We start from the raw sequence: 19,074 nt of genomic DNA, 5'->3' as shown, positions 1-19,074 counted from the left end.
TGATCAATGAGATTGTTATGACCTATACGTTCAATCGTCCAGCTTTTCCTGCTACCCGCATGCGTCGCATTCGTAAAAATGACCAGCTTCGCGCTATGGTGCGTGAAACTCAACTGACGACTGATCATCTCATTTATCCAGTATTTGTGTTGCCAGGCCAGCAACAAACTCAAGATATTCCAAGCATGCCAAACGTACAGCGTCTATCTGCTGACTTGTTACTAAGAAAGGCAGAACGTTTACTCGAATTGGGTGTTTCAAAATTAGCTTTGTTCCCAGTTACACCACAGGAAGATAAAAGCTTAACGGCTGAAGCAGCTTGGCATGAAGATGGCTTAGTCCAAAGCACCATCCGCTTATTAAAAAAAGAACTACCAGAAATGGTTCTCATCACTGATGGTGCGCTCGATCCATACACTACACATGGTCAAGACGGTATCATTGATGATACGGGCTATGTACTGAATGATGAAACCGTTGAATGCTTAATTAAACAAGCGCTCAGCCATGCCGAAGCGGGTGCAGATGTGGTTGCACCTAGTGACATGATGGATGGTCGTATCGGTGCAATTCGCCAAGCCCTTGAAGCCAATGGCCATATCTATACCAACATCATGGCTTATTCTGCAAAATATGCGTCTAGCTTTTACGGGCCATTCCGTGATGCGGTAGGTTCTTCAAGCAACCTCAAAGGTGGCAATAAATATAACTATCAAATGGACATCGGTAACCGTGCAGAAGCTTTACATGAAATCGCACTCGATATTCAAGAAGGCGCCGACATGGTGATTGTAAAACCGGGTATGCCGTATTTAGATATCGTCCGTGAAGTCAAAGATAATTTCGGTGTTCCAACATTTGTCTATCAAGTGAGTGGCGAATACGCCATGTTAGCAGGTGCCATTCAAAATGGTTGGCTATCTGAAAACGTGATTATCGAATCGCTTATGAGCTGCCGCCGTGCAGGTGCAGATGGGATCTGGACTTACTTTGCTGAAGATGCAGCACTCATGTTGAAAGACATGAAATAACCTGCAAAGCCTTCCTGAAATGGTAACGTTCAGGAAGGCTTTTTTATATCTGTAAAAGTTAAAAAACAGTCTTGGAAGAAAAACTTCGGCGTTGCTGAAGTTAAGATCAAACTCATACATTCATCGGTTAAAAGAACATGAATATTGCCATTATTGGGGCGGGTATTAGTGGTTTACTCAGCGCATTGGAACTCGTTGAACGCGGTTGTACGGTGACGATTTTCGACCAACAACGCACAGGTTCTGCCGCATCTTGGGCTGGTGGTGGCATCCTCTCCCCGATGTATCCTTGGCGATATCCCAATGAAGTCAATGCGCTCACACGTTATGGCAAGCAGAGCTACCAAAAATGGAATGAAAAATTAAAACCTATGACTGGGATTGATTTTGAAATTCATGAAACTGGCATGTTGATTTTTGATGAAGATGATTTTGAAATTGGCTTAGATTATGCCCGTTTGCACCAAGACCCAATGCAACAGTCGGAATATTTACAATCCGAGCAAATTGAGCAGATTAATCCTCACATTTCAGCACGCTTTGCACATGGCATTTATTTTCCGCAATTAGCCAACATCCGTAATCCACGACTTTTGCAGTCATTAATGGCTTATTTACAGCAGCATCCCAAAGTTCAGATTTATGAACATTGCCTGATCCACCAATTAAACCGTTCGGACAATCGAATCCAGTCCATCACCACCGCAGATGGTACGCAACATACAGCAGATCAATTCGTTATTGCCACGGGCGCTTGGTCAGCCGCATGGAGTGAACAACTAGACATTGAGATACCCGTACAACCCGTGCAGGGACAAATGCTTCTCTTTAAAACTCCGCAGAACTGGTTGCCGACCATGTGCATGAATAAGGTCATGTACTTAATTCCACGCCAAGATGGTCATGTGGTTTGCGGCTCAAGTATGCGCCAATGTGGCTTTGATACTCAGACAACAAATACAACCTTGCAGCATATTCAAAAATCCTGCTTTGACATGGTACCAGAGCTTGCCAACTTTCCGATTGTGAAATCTTGGGCTGGCCTGCGCCCATCTTCGCCTGAAGGGATTCCATATATTGGGCAGATGCCAAATTTCGACAATCTTTGGGCAAATTTTGGGCATTTTAGAAATGGTTTATGCATGGGACCAGCTTCAGCTCAGTTATTGGCTGAACTGATGACTGGGGAAACGCCTTCATTCAATGCAGACCACTATAGTCCGAGTCGCCTGTTTCAAGATGCATTGTTAAGCGTCGAATAATGGTCGATCCGTCAAATTCAACTAAGCCAATAAATCCTGCAAGGCTTCTTTTAACGTCGGAAATTTAAACTCAAAGCCTTGCTGTAATAAAGCAACTGGCTGAACCAATTGACCATTTAAAATTAATTGCGATTGCTCACCCAATAAAATTTTAAAAACAATTGCAGGCACATTGAGCCATGGCTTTTTCGCTAATTGACATGCTGCAATCTGCGCAAACTGAGCCTGCGTCGATTTTTCAGGCGCAACTAAATTAAAAATATGCGGATCGATTGGCGTGGGTTCAAGCAACGCATGTTTTTTCTCAGCTTGTTTCATTAAAAACAGCATACTTCGGATCACATCTTGTATGTGTATCCACACAAAAGGCTGCCGACCAGAACCTATTTTATTGACCAAATTGAACTGAATCGGTCGCAGCATTTGCGGTAAGATCCCGCCACCTTCAGCCAAGACCACACCTAGTCGTGTGATAATGGTATTTTGTTCAGGAAATTGGCGTGTGACTTGCTCCCAACTTTGGCATAGCTCTGACATAAAAATGGCTTGTGGTGCAGTATTTTCATCGCACACTTTTGTCCATTGTTCTTCAATATCAATACCATAATAGCCAACAGCCGAACCTGAAATAATGCATTTCGGAAAAATTTTACGTTTACGTAAATATTGATACAGCGCTTCCGTGGTTTTGACCCGACTTTCTAATAATTGCTGTTTACGCGTCTCTGTCCAGCGACCTTTGCCGATACTTTCACCTGCAAGATTAATCACATAATCAATTCTGTCATGAGGAATTTGATCGAGCTGCTGTACCCAAGTTAAATGTGGTGATTTAGAAATACGCCCAGCCTTACGACTGAGCCCAATCACTTTATAATCCGCAGCTAAAAGTGCCTTGATGAGATGTGTGCCAATAAAACCGCTGCCACCTGTCATCAGTACTGTGGGCTGATGCATAATTTGTTCTTATCTATATGAAATAATACTATTATCTATAGAACAAGATCACCAAACGATCAAGCTTTATGCACCAAACTTTTGAGCAGCCATCCGCTGTGCTTGCGGACCATAAAACCAATAGGTGATTAAATACAAAGGGATAGCCATCAGTAATAACATGATCACCATTAAACTCATAAACTGAGGATGTTGAACATAGAGCATTAAATTTTGCCAAATTTCAGGATTTTTTCTTGAAAAAATTGCGATACCCAAAAGTACAAAACCAAAATTATATAACCAAAAAATCAGGCTAAAACCTAGGGTAAATTTTTTACGTTCTGCCTGTGTCGGTGCTCTCTGATTTTTATTTAAAAACCGAAATAACACCACGATCATGGCAATCAGATAGGGTACGACCGTTAAAATACCACCCACACCCTGTGGCAATAATGCTGCGATCACACCGCAAATACAGGTCATGATTAAACAAATGAAAAAAAACAAGAAAAAATAACGTGTTAAAGACACCATGACCCTAACCCAAGAAGAAGTTGACACCTAGTATAAAAAAAAATGCATTTATTTTCATTTTCATGTCAACCAATCTGTAATCGACTACGTTATATAGGGTACAAGGTCTGTAGCAACCGATGATTTGGACGGCATCCACAATGTTTCGGTGACCTTTTTAAAAGCAATAAGCTTCATTTTGAATTTAAGTATGAACAGCAGCCATCACTTAAATTTAAAATCGATTTTTTGACCGACGATTTCATCATCACTCGAATCGTCGGTCTTTTATTTTGTGCCTCATGCATTTAGCATCGAATTTAATTTTTATATTCTACACCCCAAAAAAATCAGCCGATAAAATATCGACTGACTGAAAAATATATGCAACTTTAAAATAATTCACAATTGCAAATCTATGTTATGCAGCACAGTAGCGATTACGCCCCTGTCTTTTGGCTACATAAAGGTTTTTATCAACTTGATCCAGAAATTGCATTGGATTATCCAGATCTGAAGGAATAATGGTTTTTACCCCCATGCTGAGTGTGACGAGTTCCGACACCGCAGAGGCTTTATGCGGTAATCGTGCAGCACGCACGGCATCCATAATTCTATCGGCCATCACTGCTGCTGCGGCTTCATTGGTCTCTGGTAAAATCCAAGCAAATTCCTCGCCACCAAAACGCGCAACTAAATCACGAGGTCGTGTACAACAAGATTCCAAACTTTTAGCAATTTGACGCAGACATGTATCCCCAATCACATGACCATTCAAGTCATTGTATTGTTTAAAATAATCTAAATCAATCAAAATTAAACTCAGCGGCTTTTGCGTGCGGATTGCGTTTAACCATTCACGCTGGTAAAAGTCATCAAACAAACGTCGATTTGCAATACCAGTTAAGCCATCTTTATATGAATATTCTTCGAGCTGACGTTGCAATTTTTGTAGTTGTTCCTCTTGTTTTTTCCGCTCGGAAATATCAAACATAAAGCCGACAAGACAATCTACATCACCATTTGGTTTACGCACGACATGAACAACATCACGTATCCAAAGATATGAACCATCTTCTTTAAGTGCACGATAATCTGCTTCATGATCTATACCAGCCATAGACTGTGAAACACAATAATTCAGTACATAATTACGGTCTTCCTCGTGCATACGTGATGCCCAATCATCTACCGTTTTCCAACTACTTTGTTTCCAACCGAGTAACTTTTCAATTTGCGGTCCAATATAACTAAATGTTTTACTGTCCCAATCAATACACCAAGGAATGGCTAATGTAGACTCTAATAAAGTCTTATACACCATATTATTTGCAAGTTTTTCTTCATCAAAAGGATTATTTGGCATGTTGCATCTCCTGCTACCCCAAATGCAGGCAATATACCCGCTGTACAATAATTCACCTATATACAGGATTAGAACAACATTTTATATTCCTAGTTCTTGGTATTTTTTAACCTAATTTCAGATCTCTACTATTTGAAACGTGTAATCCATCAAAGAAAATATAACAACAATGAACCCGCCTACTATTTTGAAATACAAAGTTCTGATACCAAGCGTTAAGTTGTCTATTATTCTGCCGTTTTTGGTTGGTCATTTACACGAGTTACAGGATTCCCTAATCAGTAACCCCAGACTTCATGGTGACCTCTTAGAATGCTCTGTACAGACTCCACCGATGCATTGCATTACCAATACATTTACTCGTAGTTTTGAAGTTAAAGATTTCAACCAAATCACTAAGAAAATTCTGGTACAAGATGGCCAAATTGCTATAGAAAAATTTGTGATACTTGGATAATACTGGCAAGGCTATTTCATATATACAGCCCATAATACTTTTTGCCTCCTGCAAGTGGATGCAAATGCACATTAATGCAGTTATGGCATAGTTTAGATTGGATACTTTGTAACTGTCGAAAACGACTTAGTTGGACTGATGAATGATTAATCTCCCTCGTAAACATAACCATCTGTGATACTTTATAGCCCAATCAATTTTTTGATTTTTTGGTGCTTGCATGACTGTTCGTTTTTTTCATACTTCAGATTGGCATTTAGGACAATTTTTTCATAATCATGAGCGTGACTACGAGCACACCCAATTTTTAAATTGGTTACTTGAGCAAATCCAAGAAAAACAACCGAATGCATTACTGATTGCAGGCGATATTTTTGATGTGGTGAATCCAGCATCCAGTGCACAAAAACAACTGTATCAATTTTTAACCGATGCCCATGCTATTGCCCCACATATGCAAACCTTGATGATTGCAGGTAACCACGATTCGGGTTATCGCATTGAACAGGTTGAGCCTTTTTTAGCGAAGTTTAATGCCAAAGCCGTGGGGATTATTTCAAAACAAAACCAGCAATTTGACCTCGATCGTTTACTTGTCCCGATTTATGATGCTAATAAAAACATCATTGCATGGTGTTTAACTTTACCTTATTTACGCAGTGCTGAAATCACAGGTTTAAATGAGCAAACCACCAACAGTCAAAATGCCATTGCTTATTTACATCAGCAGTTGATTGCGGCAGCAAAAGCTCGTAAACAGCCTGATCAGGCGTTGATTCTGATGTCACATGCACATATGCAAGGAGGTGAAACGTCTGATTCGGAACGCCCGATTGTGGTCGGTAATGAAGAAGCTTTATCAACAGCGTTGTTTGATGATGTGATTGATTATGTGGCACTTGGACACTTGCATAAACCGCAAAAAGTGGGACAAACGCATATTCGTTATAGTGGTTCACCTATTCCATTATCATTTAGTGAACGAAATTATAAACATCAAGTGGTCGATGTCCGTATTGATCCTAAAGCAAGCGTAACTGAGCGCTGCCAATACGAATCGCTGATTATTCCTCGTACCGTTGATTTAATTCGGATTCGTGAAGAATTAAAAGATTTGATTAGTGCTGTACAAGCCTTACCGCAAGGTGAAATTGAACATTTGAATGCGCGACATTTTTTAGAGATCGAGTACACCACCGATGCACCGCCCCCTGTTGATTTACGTCAGCAAATTGAAATGGCACTACCTCCGAATCGTTATCGTTTGCTGCGGATTGCGCGCATCTATCAAAAGCAAACTGAGCAACATGATACTTTCACTACAGTCGATCTTAAGCCACCAACGCCTGAACGACTGTTCTTGAATCTTTGGGAAAAGATGGGCTATGAGCAAGATGAATCGGTTAAACGTGATTTTTTAACATTGCTCGAAGCCGCGCAACACGATTTGGATCAAAAAGTACAATAAGGATATGCCATGAAAATTTTACGACTCAGTTTAAACAACTTGGCATCTTTGGCGGGTGAACAACATATCCATTTTGAAAATAGTCCATTATCTCAAGCAGGTTTAATTGCGATTACGGGAAAAACAGGTGCAGGTAAATCCACGCTACTCGATGCCATGTGTTTAGCCCTCTATGACGAAGTACCTCGTCTGCGTGGCGCTGCGGGCAGTATTCGCGATGTTGGTGGTAAAGATATTTCCATTAAAGATTCCAAAAATATTTTGCGCCGTGGGACGACTTCAGGTTTTGCTGAACTCGAATTTATTGCCCTGGATGGCAAACGCTACCAAGCGCGTTGGGACATTAGCCGTGCGCGTAAAAAAATCGATGGTAATCTCAAAGTTGACCGCGCTGTCATCTGCCTTGATGACGGTACGACCCTGACGCAAAAAATCTCTGAAGTCACTCCACTGATCGAAAAGCTGATTGGTTTAAGTTTTGAACAATTTACTCGTGCGGTATTATTGGCACAATCTGAGGTTGGGGCATTTTTAAAAGCCAAAGATCATGAACGTGCCGACTTGTTGGAATATCTCACGAATTCGCAAATTTTTAGCGAAGTGAGTAAAAAATCAGCAGATAAATATAGTGAAATCAAACAGCAACGTGCCGACTTGGAAAAACATATTGGACATTTAGAGATTTTATCGGAAGATGAACTCGCCACGCTCAATCAACAACATCACGCCATAAAACTTGCCTTACATCATTTAGCACAATCCGAAAAATTGCTCGAAAATGATCTGAAATGGCACAAAGATAAACATGAGCTATATGCAAGTGTTCAAGCGAAAAAAGAAGTCTATGATGTTCAAGTGGACGCTGATCTAAAACTGCAACCACAAAAAAAATTATTAGCACAATTGGATTCATTTCAGCCGATTCGTGCACAGTATGAGAGACAAAATGCTGCTCAACTGCAACTTAATCAATTGACACAAGCACTGAGAGATTTTCAGCCGCAGTTACAACAGGCTCAATCGCAACACGAACAAGCACTACAGCAATTACATCAAGCTGAGCAAAATGCGCAATTATGGCAAACACACCTCGAACAGCTTAAACCGCAATTAGAAATTGCGTATCAACTCGATCACGACATTCAAAGCAAAATTAAGCAACATCAGAGTGTTAAGCTTGAGCAACAACAATTTGCCCATCACCACGTTCAACCCCTTGAGCAACAATGCGCTCAGCAGCAAGCAAACTTAAATCAAGCGCTGCAACGCAAGCAACAACTCGAACAACAACTCCAGCAACAACAGCAATGGGCGATTTTTGATGCAACAATTGCCACTACAGCACAACGTCTAGATGATTATGTACAGCAATATCAAGCTTTGAACAGCAAACAACCTGAATTATTGCAACAGTCAGTAGAGAGCTTGCAACAACAATACACTGACCTCAAACAACGTATGCAGTCATGGTCAGCGCAATACCAAGACATTGCCTTACTTGAGAAAAAAACGCAGCAAACTCAGCAAACATTGCAGCAGCAAGATCAAGCTACTCGCATTTTGGAACGTCTTGAACAACAAGCCACACACCTCTCACAGCACGAGCAACAATGTCAGCAATTGCAACGACAATTACAAGCCGATGCAAAAATTGCAGCGGATTTAAAACAGCAGACCATTACACAGCAGCAACACGTACAACTTAGCCAAACGTCTCTGCAACAACTCGAGCAAATGTTCGAACAGCAGCGTTTGCTGCAACATCAGAGTGTGCAAGATTTACGTGACCAACTTAAACCGAATGAAGCCTGTATGGTCTGTGGTAGCCATGCGCATCCCTTTGTGGAACATAAAGATTTGCTGAAGCATGCTTTGGAACAATTGCAAGACCAACAATTACAGCAAGCCAAAAAAGATCACGAGCATCTGTGCAAACAGCTGAATCAATTAGAAATACAATCTTCAAAAATCGAAGCAACGACGCAGCAACAACAGCGTCAAATCGATGAACTCTCACAAAGCATCAGCGTGCAGAAGCATAAGTTTGACAATGAACTACGATCACAGCACTTGGACTTTGATACACAGCAATCTTCTGCTGATCTTTTACAACAGATTCAAGTGGCTTTAGCGCAATCAACGCAAACAACGCAACAACTGCTTGATGATTTACAGCAAGATCAACACACCCTCCAAACATGGCGTTCAACACAGCGACAAGCTGAACAACTACAATATGGTTTACAACAGCGACAACAACTCGAATACCTGATCGAACCTATTACTCAGCAACTTAATAACATGCAGCAACAGCATTGGCAGGCGCATCCACTTCATTATGCTCAACAGATCTTGCAGGAATTACAACAACGTCAGCAATTATTAACGCTAATCAATGAGCAACAAAAACAGTGTGAGCAGTTGCAGGCTGAACAGAATCAACAGCAATTAAAACTTGAATTTTTACAAAAACAATCTCAGGAAAAATTAGATCAATTGGCAGAGATTTCTAGCGCTGGTAAACACTTACGTGAACAACTCAATACTCTGACCGAAAACTATGCAGGTCGTCAGTATCAGTATGTCAGCGAATGGCAAGCAACGCTTGATCGAGAACAGCAGCAATTACAACACGCAATTACTGAAATACGTCAGCAGCTCAAAGGCTCTGAAGACGTATTACAGCAATTGCTTTTAAAACAGCAAAATTTAAATAGTCAAATCAGCTTAAATACACAACAGCTTCAGCAGGCAAGCCAACACATTGCAACATGGCAAGAAACGCATCCTGATTTCTATCCAAGTCTTATTGAACAATGTTTGACGATTGACCATGACCAGCACCAAGACATCCGTCACAACTTATTGAATCATCAGTACACATTGGATACTGCCAAGACTTCATGGCAAACGCTTGAAGAACAATATCAAAAGCATCTCAAACAACAGCCTGAACTCAGCTTTGAAGAGCTACAAAGCAAACTGATGACATTGGCATTGGAGAAAGCGCAGCAGCAAAATGCGTTTAACGAAGCTGATGCGCAACTGCGTATGAATGCTAATAATCAAAGTAACTACGCCAAATATCAATCACAGATTGAGCAAATCAAAACTGAAGAATATCGTTGGGGTCGCATCTACGACTTAATCGGGCACAAAGAAGGCACGAAATTTAAGAAAATCGCCCAAGAGCATCATTTGGATATCTTGGTGGAATATGCTAACCAACAATTACAGCCTCTTTCACAGCGCTATCAATTACATCGTATTCCTGACAGTTTAAGTCTAGCGATTATCGACCTCGATATGAACAGCGAAGTCCGCCCTGTCCTCTCCCTATCTGGTGGTGAAACTTTCTTGGTATCTTTAGCGCTGGCTTTAGCGATTGCCAATATGGCGTCAGGCTCCATGAAGCTCGAATCACTGTTTATTGATGAAGGTTTTGGTACGCTTGACCCTGCCTCCTTACATATGGTGATGAATGCACTCGATCACTTACAAAGTCAGGGTCGTAAAGTTGTCTTGATCTCGCATGTACATGAAATACATGAACGGATTCCAGTACAGATTCAAGTCAAACCTGTCGGTGCTGGTGCAAGTACCATTCAAGTCGTATCTTAAAAAAAGCCTGCTTAAAGCAGGCTTTATAATTTTTGATTCTCTAGATCATTACGTCCCGAGTGGACGTAGCGTTAAAATCTGTTCACTACGCCCAAATGGGCCATGGACATCATGCAATACAGAACTACTCAAACCAACACCATCCGCTCCATACTGCTGCACGGTTTCCAGACCTAACCACTGTCCCTGTGGTAAACGGTGCAAATGGATTTGTAGATCCAGATTTGGAAAGCCCCAGCCAAATGGCCAATCCTGACGCGGAACAATACCATTGGCGGTATCAACCATGCCCATTAAACGGACAAAATCAGCAGTCGGCTCACCTTCAACCATGTCATGCTGTGTTCTCAGCCACACAATGCCTTGACCTGCACGGCGCCCATGGCTTCTTGCTTCAATCGACTGAATATATCCCCCCGGCCACTGACGGATACCGTCCCAAATCGGCGCAGTTTCTGGCCCAGTCACATCAGCATCCTCCAAACCTTTCACGGACTGGCTATTTTGCGTCATCATGCGCCAAGTGCGTGCCAGAATGCAGGTTTTGCCCTGAGCCCGCATTTCAGATTCAATCAGTTCAATGGTTTTTCCCGGACGAATCACTTGCGTGATTATTTCAAACTCGCCAGCAGGAATTAAGCCCAAAATATCGAGGCTAATGCGCCCGATACGCATATCATGACGTGGTGAAAAACGGTCTAATTCAGCACAAATAATGCCTGTAGCTGGTGCCATGTGTTGCTCATGTGCATTCCATGCACCTTGTGCTAAATTGGTCGAATGGTAATGTGCCGTGACACAGCCTTGCGCATCTACGTCGCGTTGAATCAACTGATAATATGCCGTCATGAACTTCCCTATTTGTCCAAGTGTGAATTACTTCAATATCAAAAACATCCTGATTATTTTGTACTCAACTTTAATGGAAAGTTCAAATTAAAAGGCTCACTTTGAACCCATAGGTTTCATCTATTGTGAAAATTTATCTGCTGTGCTTACACTTTATAAGCCTAGTTTTTGAAAGCAGGCTGAATCTTCTGTCCTATTTTGAATAATCACGTGCGCCAAACAATGCTGTCCCCACGCGAACCATCGTTGAACCCGCAGCAATAGCATCAGTCATATCGCCTGACATCCCCATACTTAATGTATCCCAATCTTCAGGTTTCGCATGCTGTGCTTTGACGTGTTCAAAGAGCATTTTGGCATCAGCAAACGCTTGCGGATTGTTTGGAGCAGGAATCACCATCAGTCCACGTAAGCATAAATTCGGTAGCGTAGAAATCTGAGCGACCAAATCTGCTACTTCATTCGGCTGACAGCCATCCTTCGTATCTTGCGCATCAATATTGACTTGTAGGCAAATATTCAAAGGCGGTTGAGTCGCTTCTCGCTGGCTTGATAAACGCTCCGCAATAATCAAACGGTCTACCCCATGCACCCAAGCAAAGTTTGAAGCCAAATGTTTTGTTTTATTGCGCTGTACATGACCAATGAAATGCCATTCAATCTCTAAATCTGCCAAAGCCTCTATTTTTTCAAGCGCTTCTTGCAGATAATTTTCACCAAATGAGCGTTGCCCCGTTGTATACATTTCTCTTAGTATTTTAGCAGGATGCGTCTTAGATACAGCCAACAATTCAACCGACTGCTGTGGTCGACCCACAAGTTGGCAAGCCTGCTCAATTTGCTGCAAGACTTGATTTCGTGCTTCTTGAAGTTTATTCATTGACGGGGTTCTCATTTCATTCATCTTTTTTTGCATTGCCCTGCAACTAAGTGTTGGTTAAGCTGTGGGAAAGCCTTATTATTCTATCAAAATAATTAAGATTTAATTTTTATCTCGGGGATTTTATGGACATTACAGAACTATTGGCCTTTGCTGCCAAAAATAACGCTTCGGATTTACATTTATCTTCTGGTATGCCACCAATGATTCGTGTGGATGGTGAAGTTCGTCGTATCAACCTTCCTGCTCTTGAACACAAAGAAGTGCACAAATTGGTTTACGACATCATGAACGATAAACAGCGTCGTGATTACGAAGAAAAATTAGAAACTGACTTTTCATTTGAAGTACCTGGCGTGGCTCGTTTCCGTGTGAACGCATTTAACCAAAACCGTGGTGCTGGTGCCGTATTCCGTACCATTCCTTCAAAAGTACTAACCATTGAAGATCTTGGCATGGGCCAAATCTTCAAAGATATTTGTGAATATCCACGTGGCATCGTATTGGTGACCGGTCCAACAGGTTCGGGTAAATCAACCACGCTTGCTGCGATGGTTGATTACATTAACGACAACCGTTATGACCATATTTTAACGGTCGAAGACCCGATCGAATTTGTACACGAATCAAAAAAATGCTTGGTCAACCAACGTGAAGTACACCGTGATACGCACGGCTTTAACGAAGCACTTCGTTCCGCACTGCGTGAAGACCCGGATATTATCTTAGTCGGTGAGATGCGTGACCTTGAAACCATTCGTTTGGCACTGACAGCTGCTGAAACCGGTCACTTGGTCTTCGGTACACTACATACAACCTCTGCCGCAAAAACCATTGACCGTGTGATTGACGTATTCCCTGCTGAAGAAAAAGATATGGTTCGTGCAATGTTATCCGAATCACTTCAAGCCGTAATTTCACAAACCCTACTCAAGAAAAATGGCGGTGGTCGTGTGGCTGCCCATGAAATTATGATTGGTATTCCTGCGATCCGTAACTTGATTCGTGAAAACAAAGTCGCACAAATGTATTCTGCGATTCAAACCGGTGCCAACTACGGTATGACCACACTCGATCAAAGCTTAAAAAACCTTGTCGCAAAAGGCATTATTAGTACGCAAACTGCACGGACTGCAGCGAAACAACCCGAATCTTTCTTGTAATTTTTTTATTTTTCTGGGGCGATCGTTATGGATTTTAACGGCTTACTTGATTATATGGTGGAGAAAAAAGCATCGGATTTGTTTATTACAGCCGATGTTGAACCCTCGATTAAGATCAATGGGCAAATTTTGCCAATTGGCTCGACTAAGTTACCAGGCCCGACTGTCGGTCAAATCTTACATTCGATTATGTCTGACAAACAGCGTAAGGAATTTGCCGATACGCGCGAATGTAACTTTGCCATTAGTAATACCAGTAAATCTGCTCGTTTTCGTGTCAGCGCCTTTCAACAACGTGACCAGCCAGGTATGGTGCTGCGTCGTATCGAAACCGTTATTCCAACGATGGATGAGTTGAAATTACCACCCATTTTAAAAGAATTAGCGATGACCAAGCGTGGCATTATCATTTTCGTAGGTGCAACGGGTACAGGTAAATCAACCTCTTTGGCATCTTTGATTGGCTATCGTAATGAAAATAGCAAAGGTCATATCATTACGATTGAAGACCCGATTGAATTTGTACACCAACACCGAGGCTGTATCATTACCCAACGTGAAGTGGGTATTGATACCGACTCTTTCGAAGTTGCCTTAAAAAATACGCTACGTCAGGCACCTGACGTGATTCTGATTGGTGAGATTCGTTCACGAGAAACCATGGACTATGCGATTGCCTTTGCTGAAACGGGTCACTTGGTTTTTGCTACTCTGCATGCCAACAACGCCAACCAGGCCATCGACCGTATCATTCACTTCTTTGAAGCGGATCGTCATAGTCAGCTGTTCATGGACTTGTCTTTGAATTTAAAAGCAATGGTTGCGCAGCAATTGATTCCAACCATTGATGGTAATTCACGTCGTGCTGCCATTGAGATTTTGATCAACTCACCTTTAATTTCAGACTTAATCCGTAAGGGTGAAGTGCATGAAATTAAAGACCTGATGAAGCGTTCTCGTGAACTAGGTATGCAAACCTTTGACCAAGCCTTATATGACCTTTATAAAGCCAAGCAAATTAGCTACAAAGATGCGCTAAAACATGCCGATTCACCGAATGACCTGCGTCTACAGATTAAATTGTCTGAAGAAGGCGGTGAGCATTTACTGCGTGCAAATTCAAATATTACCTTTGATGGTCAACATTAATTTTGCTTAAACGCTTTCGGAAATAAAAAACAGACTTCACATGAAGTCTGTTTTTTTATTCATTCTCATCCGTATCGGATTATTTTTTACGATATGCTTCTTGGCATTCAGGCGCATCACAATAGCCATAAAGATTTAATGAGTGACCTGTAAGTTGGAAACCAAATTTTTCTGCCACTTGATGTTGCTCATGCTCAATCACATCATTAGTAAATTCCACCACTTTATTGCAGTTTTGACACACAATATGGTCATGGTGATCTTCTTGCATAATCTCAAAAACAGAATGATTGTTTTCAAAATGATGGCGTTGAATAATACCTGCAGCTTCAAACTGTGTTAACACGCGATACACAGTTGCTAAACCCACATCTTCACCCTGTTCAAGTAAAGTCTTATAAATATCTTCTGCGCTTAAGTGATGTTGTCTTGAATTTTCAAGCAATTCCAATATTTTAATTCGTGGAAGTGTAACTTTAAGTCCAGCTTTACGTAAATCTTGATTTGAAATAGGCATGAAAAAAGGTCTCTCAACAAAATTAAAGTTGGAATATGCAACAAAGTGTAGATGCAGTATGATCTATCCTTGGATCAAATGCATCATAATTAATTTGGGATAGTTTAGCAAAATGCAAAAAATCATGCTGACGTTATTCGTCACTTCATTGCTCGTAGGCTGTTCAACCTTGGGCGTTTATAAAGTTGATATTCCACAAGGTACACCTTTAACTCAAGCACAAGCGGCTAAAATTCAAGTGGGAATGAGCCACCAACAAGTTCGCTTTTTGCTAGGTAGTCCAACTGTTGCCGATCCAATGAATCCGTTACGTTGGGACTACATTTATAAGTATACCCCAGGAACATATGCTAAAAAAGCCAAGATTCCTGCTGCACATGGTCAACACTTAAAAATCTTCTTTGACCAAAACGGTATCGTTCAAAAAATTGAAGGCTTAGAAACCATTCCAGAGTCTCAACCGGGCTTACCAGGTTCTAAAGAAGCGATTTTAACTGCGCCACCACTATAGTCGCTTTAAGATAAAAATAAACCCCTAAATTTAGGGGTTTTTTTTATAAGTACAATTGCTTGAAACGATTGCCTCGACAATAACGGCCGACGGGATTTTTCTTGGCGCGATTACGACGAATATCTTTCGGATTAATGGTTAATGCACGATAGATTTCGACGCGATCACCTGCTTCAAGTAACTGAGATGAATCGCTTACACGCGCCCCGAAGATTCCTAGTGTTAATACTTCTGGTAAATCCACTTGTTTTCGAATGCCACTTTGCACAATAGCATCTTCAACCGTCATACCGGGATTAAAGCTCAGCGGAATTAATATCTGCTGTTCCACGCTCGCATAAGCGACCCATACTTGTAACTGAGCTGTCATTAGAATAACTGCCCAATCACAGCCACCAATGCCAATATTATTGACAAGGGCACTACGATACGTACGGCAATACGCCAAATATTATAAAAGGTTTCATGACTGAAGTTCATTGACTTACGTAGATGACTAATCTTCATAATCCAACCTGCGAAAATCGCATAAATCAGACAAATAATTAAGCCCCAAATCAACAAGGCAATATTAAATACTGGAACAACTGTGCTCAGTGCCCATACAAAAACCGCAACCAATAAAATCGCCCATTGCACCACTACGGCCAATTGGCGTTGTTGTAATTGTTCACGTGCCATTTGAATCAGAAATGCTGAAGCTGCGACTAAACCCACAACCAGTGCTAAAGCAGGTACTTGTGCTTTTGCTGCGAAAAAGGCAAAAGCAACCACTGCCAAAAGTTGAGCGATCCAAATTGGAAATACCGTTTTGCTTGCAATCTCTTGTTGCTTCACAGCTGGCAAACTTGACTGCCAGTACAAGCCCATCCCCAAACCACTTGCTACGAGCGCCAAGACGGTTGCATTGCCCCACTCACTAAATTCGAGCGCAGTCATTTTCCACTCTGGTAAGGCAGTTCCCATAACATTCGCTAAGACTACTGCAGCAATCACACCAATAGCGGTCAAAATCACTAAAAATTGGCGTGGTACAAACGACAATGCAAATGCAATGACCGCAAGGACAGCCAAAATAATGCTATAGGCAAAACCATTAGCTGTAAAAATTGCCACATATTGCGACGCGGCTGAAAGCATGGCACCTGCTAAAAATGGAATAAATACTACGGCAAGCCAACCGACTATACGCCATTTGGGTGAAGCATCCGCATCACGTGTTAGCGAAGACAGTGCTTGAACTGCTGTAATTTTTGAACGTTTTGCTAAAGCAATTTCCAAATAACATAGCGGTAAAGCTAAAATAAGCATTGTACCTAGCCACAACAGCCAGAAATCTAGCTGACGTTCAATTTGAATACCTGTTACCGGTGCTAAAGTTGCAATAATGATAAAAGATAAACAGAACGCCATCAGTGGCGATAACCATTTCGACATCGCATTGTCCTGCATGACAAATTCCTTTGAAAATTCTAGCGCTATTTTGCCTTGCTGTGCCTTGAAAATCAAAAACAAAAAGCAAATCACCTTAAAGGTGATTTGCTGCGCAAATGATATTATTATAATTTAATTGTTTTTATTTCCTTTTCTGAGGTTATGAAAAGAAACGTGCAAACCAATTTTTGCCTTTTTTCTTTTCTTTTTCTTTGATGATACCCATCATATTTTCTTTAACAGCACCGACATAATCAGCATCATCGTGCTGAATATGGTTAATCAGCCATTTTGAAAGCACTTCATGTAATTCATTTTCAATCGCATGCCCCATTTCAAAACGGTCGCGGTAAGATTCAATTTTTTTAATAAATAAATCATGTACGCGTTTATGTGGCACACGATATTTATAACCCGCTTCTTCTTGTAAAGATTCTTCGAAGGTAAAATGTGATTGCGTGTAATCAATAATGTTTTCCAGAATTTGTTTTACACGATCACGATCTGTATTTGCGTCAATGCCATCAATTTCATTGATGTAGTCAAGAATCCGTTTGTGTTGATCGTCAATCACATCGATACCAGTATTGTATTCTGGAACCCATTTCATTTTCATTACGACCACCTATAAATATGAAGGACTTATCACGTAAATTTCATCATATAATTAAAGGACTTAAATAAAAATGAAGTAAAAAGGTTGGTTTTAATTGAAATACTGCCATTTATAATGTAATCAATTGTTTTTATTATGTTAATTTATTTAATCCCGAGCATAAAGCTAAGATATTTTTTAATCAATTCAATATCTTAGAAACCACCCTTAATGCAATAAAGTGTAAGATATTCATTTTTATAATGAATATCTTTCATTCAAAATTAATACTGATCTGCACGTGTGACACGTTTTAAAGATGGGTCCAGCCGCTCACGTTCTAAACGTTCAACAACCGTCTTTGCAGCACGTATTGGACGACCATATTGAAATAAAATCATTTCACCCGGCTCAAATGCTGTCCAAACTTCATTTTGCGTTAAGGGTTCAGTGGTAATCACGGCAACACGGTCTTCAGGCGTAGTGACTTCACTAAAATCGACTTCAACATCAATATCAATCAACTGTGCAGGCTGAAATGGAAACTCTCGAACCAGCCAATGCAGCTTGGTAATCGCATAACTAAATAGCGCCTGCCCATTCGACAAACAAAAATTAAAGGTGCCATGTTCTGCAATTTTAGGAGAAATTTCTAATAACAGATCAAACACCTGATCGAGTGTAGGTTCGCTATAACCAAAACGTTTCACCATTTGCTCGAGCAAATAGCAAAAGGCCAATTCACTGTCGGTATTGCCGACGGGGCTGAAGCGCCCTGTGAGCTCAGGCTGAAAGCCATGCAGGTCGCCATTATGCGCAAAAATCCACTGTCTGCCCCACAATTCACGACTAAATGGATGTGAGTTTTCAAGATTAATTTTGCCTTGCGTCGCTTTACGAATGTGTGCAATCACATTGCGAGATTTAATCGGGTAGTTTCGGATCAGCTCAGCAATCGGAGACTCTACAGCAGATTGATTGTCGACAAATAAACGACATGCTTTATCTTCAAAAAAAGCGATACCAAAGCCATCACAATGATCTGAGGTAATTCCTGCTCGCTGCGAAAATCCCCGAAACGAAAAAGTAATATCGGTGGGAGTCGCACAATTCATTCCGAGCAGCTGGCACATATTGATCATTTCAGCAGTAAATCTATGATTTCTCTATTGTGCATGACAGTTTTAGTTGTTGTAAATCTAAAATAGGCGCCATTATAAGAGTTTTTATAATCCAACAGGGCAAATACTTTATTTGATCTATACAAATCTCACTTAGCCAACTGATAAATAATAAAAAAGCCTCAAAAGAGGCTTTTT

Annotated in this window: 17 protein-coding genes; 7 read left to right on the top strand and 10 right to left on the bottom strand. The window is 41.0% G+C overall.

Features of this window, described 5'->3' with window-relative positions:
* The first annotated feature begins 17 nt into the window (after positions 1–17).
* Both hemB and thiO read left to right on the top strand, forming a co-directional pair.
* Entirely contained in the window at positions 18–1,031 is a 1,014-nt protein-coding gene (gene hemB / locus FTU02_RS11765; RefSeq protein ID WP_111885258.1) for a porphobilinogen synthase, read from the top strand.
* Positions 1,032–1,168: 137 nt separating this feature from the next.
* Positions 1,169–2,293 carry a glycine oxidase ThiO gene (thiO, locus tag FTU02_RS11760; RefSeq protein WP_180157250.1) on the top strand — a complete coding sequence of 375 codons (1,125 nt, stop codon included), beginning with the start codon at positions 1,169–1,171 and terminating at the stop codon, positions 2,291–2,293.
* A gap of 21 nt (positions 2,294–2,314) precedes the next feature.
* Here the strand turns inward: thiO and FTU02_RS11755 are convergent, their stop codons facing one another.
* The 3 genes from FTU02_RS11755 to FTU02_RS11745 form a co-directional block, all read right to left on the bottom strand.
* Positions 2,315–3,250, bottom strand: a complete 936-nt coding sequence (locus tag FTU02_RS11755) for a TIGR01777 family oxidoreductase (protein ID WP_180157248.1) — start codon at positions 3,248–3,250, stop codon at positions 2,315–2,317.
* 66 nt (positions 3,251–3,316) lie between these two features.
* Complete coding sequence (locus FTU02_RS11750; protein WP_180115507.1) at positions 3,317–3,766, bottom strand: ABZJ_00895 family protein; 450 nt, start codon at positions 3,764–3,766, stop codon at positions 3,317–3,319.
* Positions 3,767–4,166: 400 nt separating this feature from the next.
* Positions 4,167–5,111, bottom strand: a complete 945-nt coding sequence (locus FTU02_RS11745; RefSeq protein WP_111885262.1) for a GGDEF domain-containing protein — start codon at positions 5,109–5,111, stop codon at positions 4,167–4,169.
* Between the two features lie 677 nt (positions 5,112–5,788).
* On the opposite strand from FTU02_RS11745, the gene FTU02_RS11740 reads away from it, so the two are divergent.
* Both FTU02_RS11740 and FTU02_RS11735 read left to right on the top strand, forming a co-directional pair.
* Entirely contained in the window at positions 5,789–7,036 is a 1,248-nt protein-coding gene (locus FTU02_RS11740) for an exonuclease SbcCD subunit D (RefSeq protein WP_180157246.1), read from the top strand.
* A gap of 9 nt (positions 7,037–7,045) precedes the next feature.
* Positions 7,046–10,657 (top strand): AAA family ATPase, encoded by a 3,612-nt coding sequence (locus tag FTU02_RS11735; protein WP_180157244.1) that lies wholly within the window; start codon positions 7,046–7,048, stop codon positions 10,655–10,657.
* Between the two features lie 48 nt (positions 10,658–10,705).
* Here the strand turns inward: FTU02_RS11735 and FTU02_RS11730 are convergent, their stop codons facing one another.
* Together FTU02_RS11730 and FTU02_RS11725 are read right to left on the bottom strand one after the other, a co-directional pair.
* Positions 10,706–11,506: a thioesterase family protein gene (locus tag FTU02_RS11730; protein ID WP_180157242.1), complete on the bottom strand. Its 801-nt coding sequence runs from the start codon at positions 11,504–11,506 to the stop codon at positions 10,706–10,708.
* Positions 11,507–11,699: 193 nt separating this feature from the next.
* The gene (locus tag FTU02_RS11725; protein ID WP_180157240.1) at positions 11,700–12,386 is read right to left on the bottom strand and encodes a YggS family pyridoxal phosphate-dependent enzyme; all 687 of its coding nucleotides are present in this window, start codon (positions 12,384–12,386) and stop codon (positions 11,700–11,702) included.
* A gap of 125 nt (positions 12,387–12,511) precedes the next feature.
* On the opposite strand from FTU02_RS11725, the gene FTU02_RS11720 reads away from it, so the two are divergent.
* Positions 12,512–13,549, top strand: coding sequence for a type IV pilus twitching motility protein PilT (locus FTU02_RS11720; RefSeq protein ID WP_078190026.1), 1,038 nt, complete (start codon positions 12,512–12,514; stop codon positions 13,547–13,549).
* A gap of 27 nt (positions 13,550–13,576) precedes the next feature.
* A complete protein-coding gene (locus FTU02_RS11715; RefSeq protein WP_168379063.1) occupies positions 13,577–14,698 on the top strand; it encodes a PilT/PilU family type 4a pilus ATPase in 1,122 nt (373 codons plus the stop codon).
* A 79-nt stretch (positions 14,699–14,777) separates the two neighbouring features.
* On the opposite strand, the gene fur is transcribed toward FTU02_RS11715, so the two are convergent.
* A complete protein-coding gene (gene fur, locus FTU02_RS11710; RefSeq protein ID WP_078193101.1) occupies positions 14,778–15,215 on the bottom strand; it encodes a ferric iron uptake transcriptional regulator in 438 nt (145 codons plus the stop codon).
* 112 nt (positions 15,216–15,327) lie between these two features.
* On the opposite strand from fur, the gene FTU02_RS11705 reads away from it, so the two are divergent.
* On the top strand, positions 15,328–15,726 hold the full coding sequence (locus tag FTU02_RS11705; RefSeq protein WP_078193102.1) for an outer membrane protein assembly factor BamE: 399 nt from the start codon (positions 15,328–15,330) through the stop codon (positions 15,724–15,726).
* Between the two features lie 43 nt (positions 15,727–15,769).
* Here the strand turns inward: FTU02_RS11705 and FTU02_RS11700 are convergent, their stop codons facing one another.
* The 4 genes from FTU02_RS11700 to FTU02_RS11685 form a co-directional block, all read right to left on the bottom strand.
* Positions 15,770–16,096 (bottom strand): RnfH family protein, encoded by a 327-nt coding sequence (locus FTU02_RS11700; RefSeq protein WP_180077386.1) that lies wholly within the window; start codon positions 16,094–16,096, stop codon positions 15,770–15,772.
* Positions 16,096–17,178 carry a hypothetical protein gene (locus FTU02_RS11695; protein WP_180157238.1) on the bottom strand — a complete coding sequence of 361 codons (1,083 nt, stop codon included), beginning with the start codon at positions 17,176–17,178 and terminating at the stop codon, positions 16,096–16,098. The genes FTU02_RS11700 and FTU02_RS11695 overlap by 1 nt, the downstream gene beginning before the upstream one ends.
* 142 nt (positions 17,179–17,320) lie before the next feature.
* Positions 17,321–17,776, bottom strand: a complete 456-nt coding sequence (locus tag FTU02_RS11690; protein WP_078190032.1) for a bacteriohemerythrin — start codon at positions 17,774–17,776, stop codon at positions 17,321–17,323.
* Between the two features lie 263 nt (positions 17,777–18,039).
* Positions 18,040–18,888 carry a class II glutamine amidotransferase gene (locus FTU02_RS11685; protein WP_180157260.1) on the bottom strand — a complete coding sequence of 283 codons (849 nt, stop codon included), beginning with the start codon at positions 18,886–18,888 and terminating at the stop codon, positions 18,040–18,042.
* Positions 18,889–19,074: the final 186 nt, after the last annotated feature.

Origin of the sequence: Acinetobacter sp. YH12045 (genome assembly GCF_013419925.1) — a bacterium.
In the GTDB taxonomy this organism is placed as follows: domain Bacteria; phylum Pseudomonadota; class Gammaproteobacteria; order Pseudomonadales; family Moraxellaceae; genus Acinetobacter; species Acinetobacter amyesii.
The sequence above is the reverse complement of the archived record's forward strand: the minus strand, read 5'-3'. Positions and strand labels throughout refer to the sequence as shown.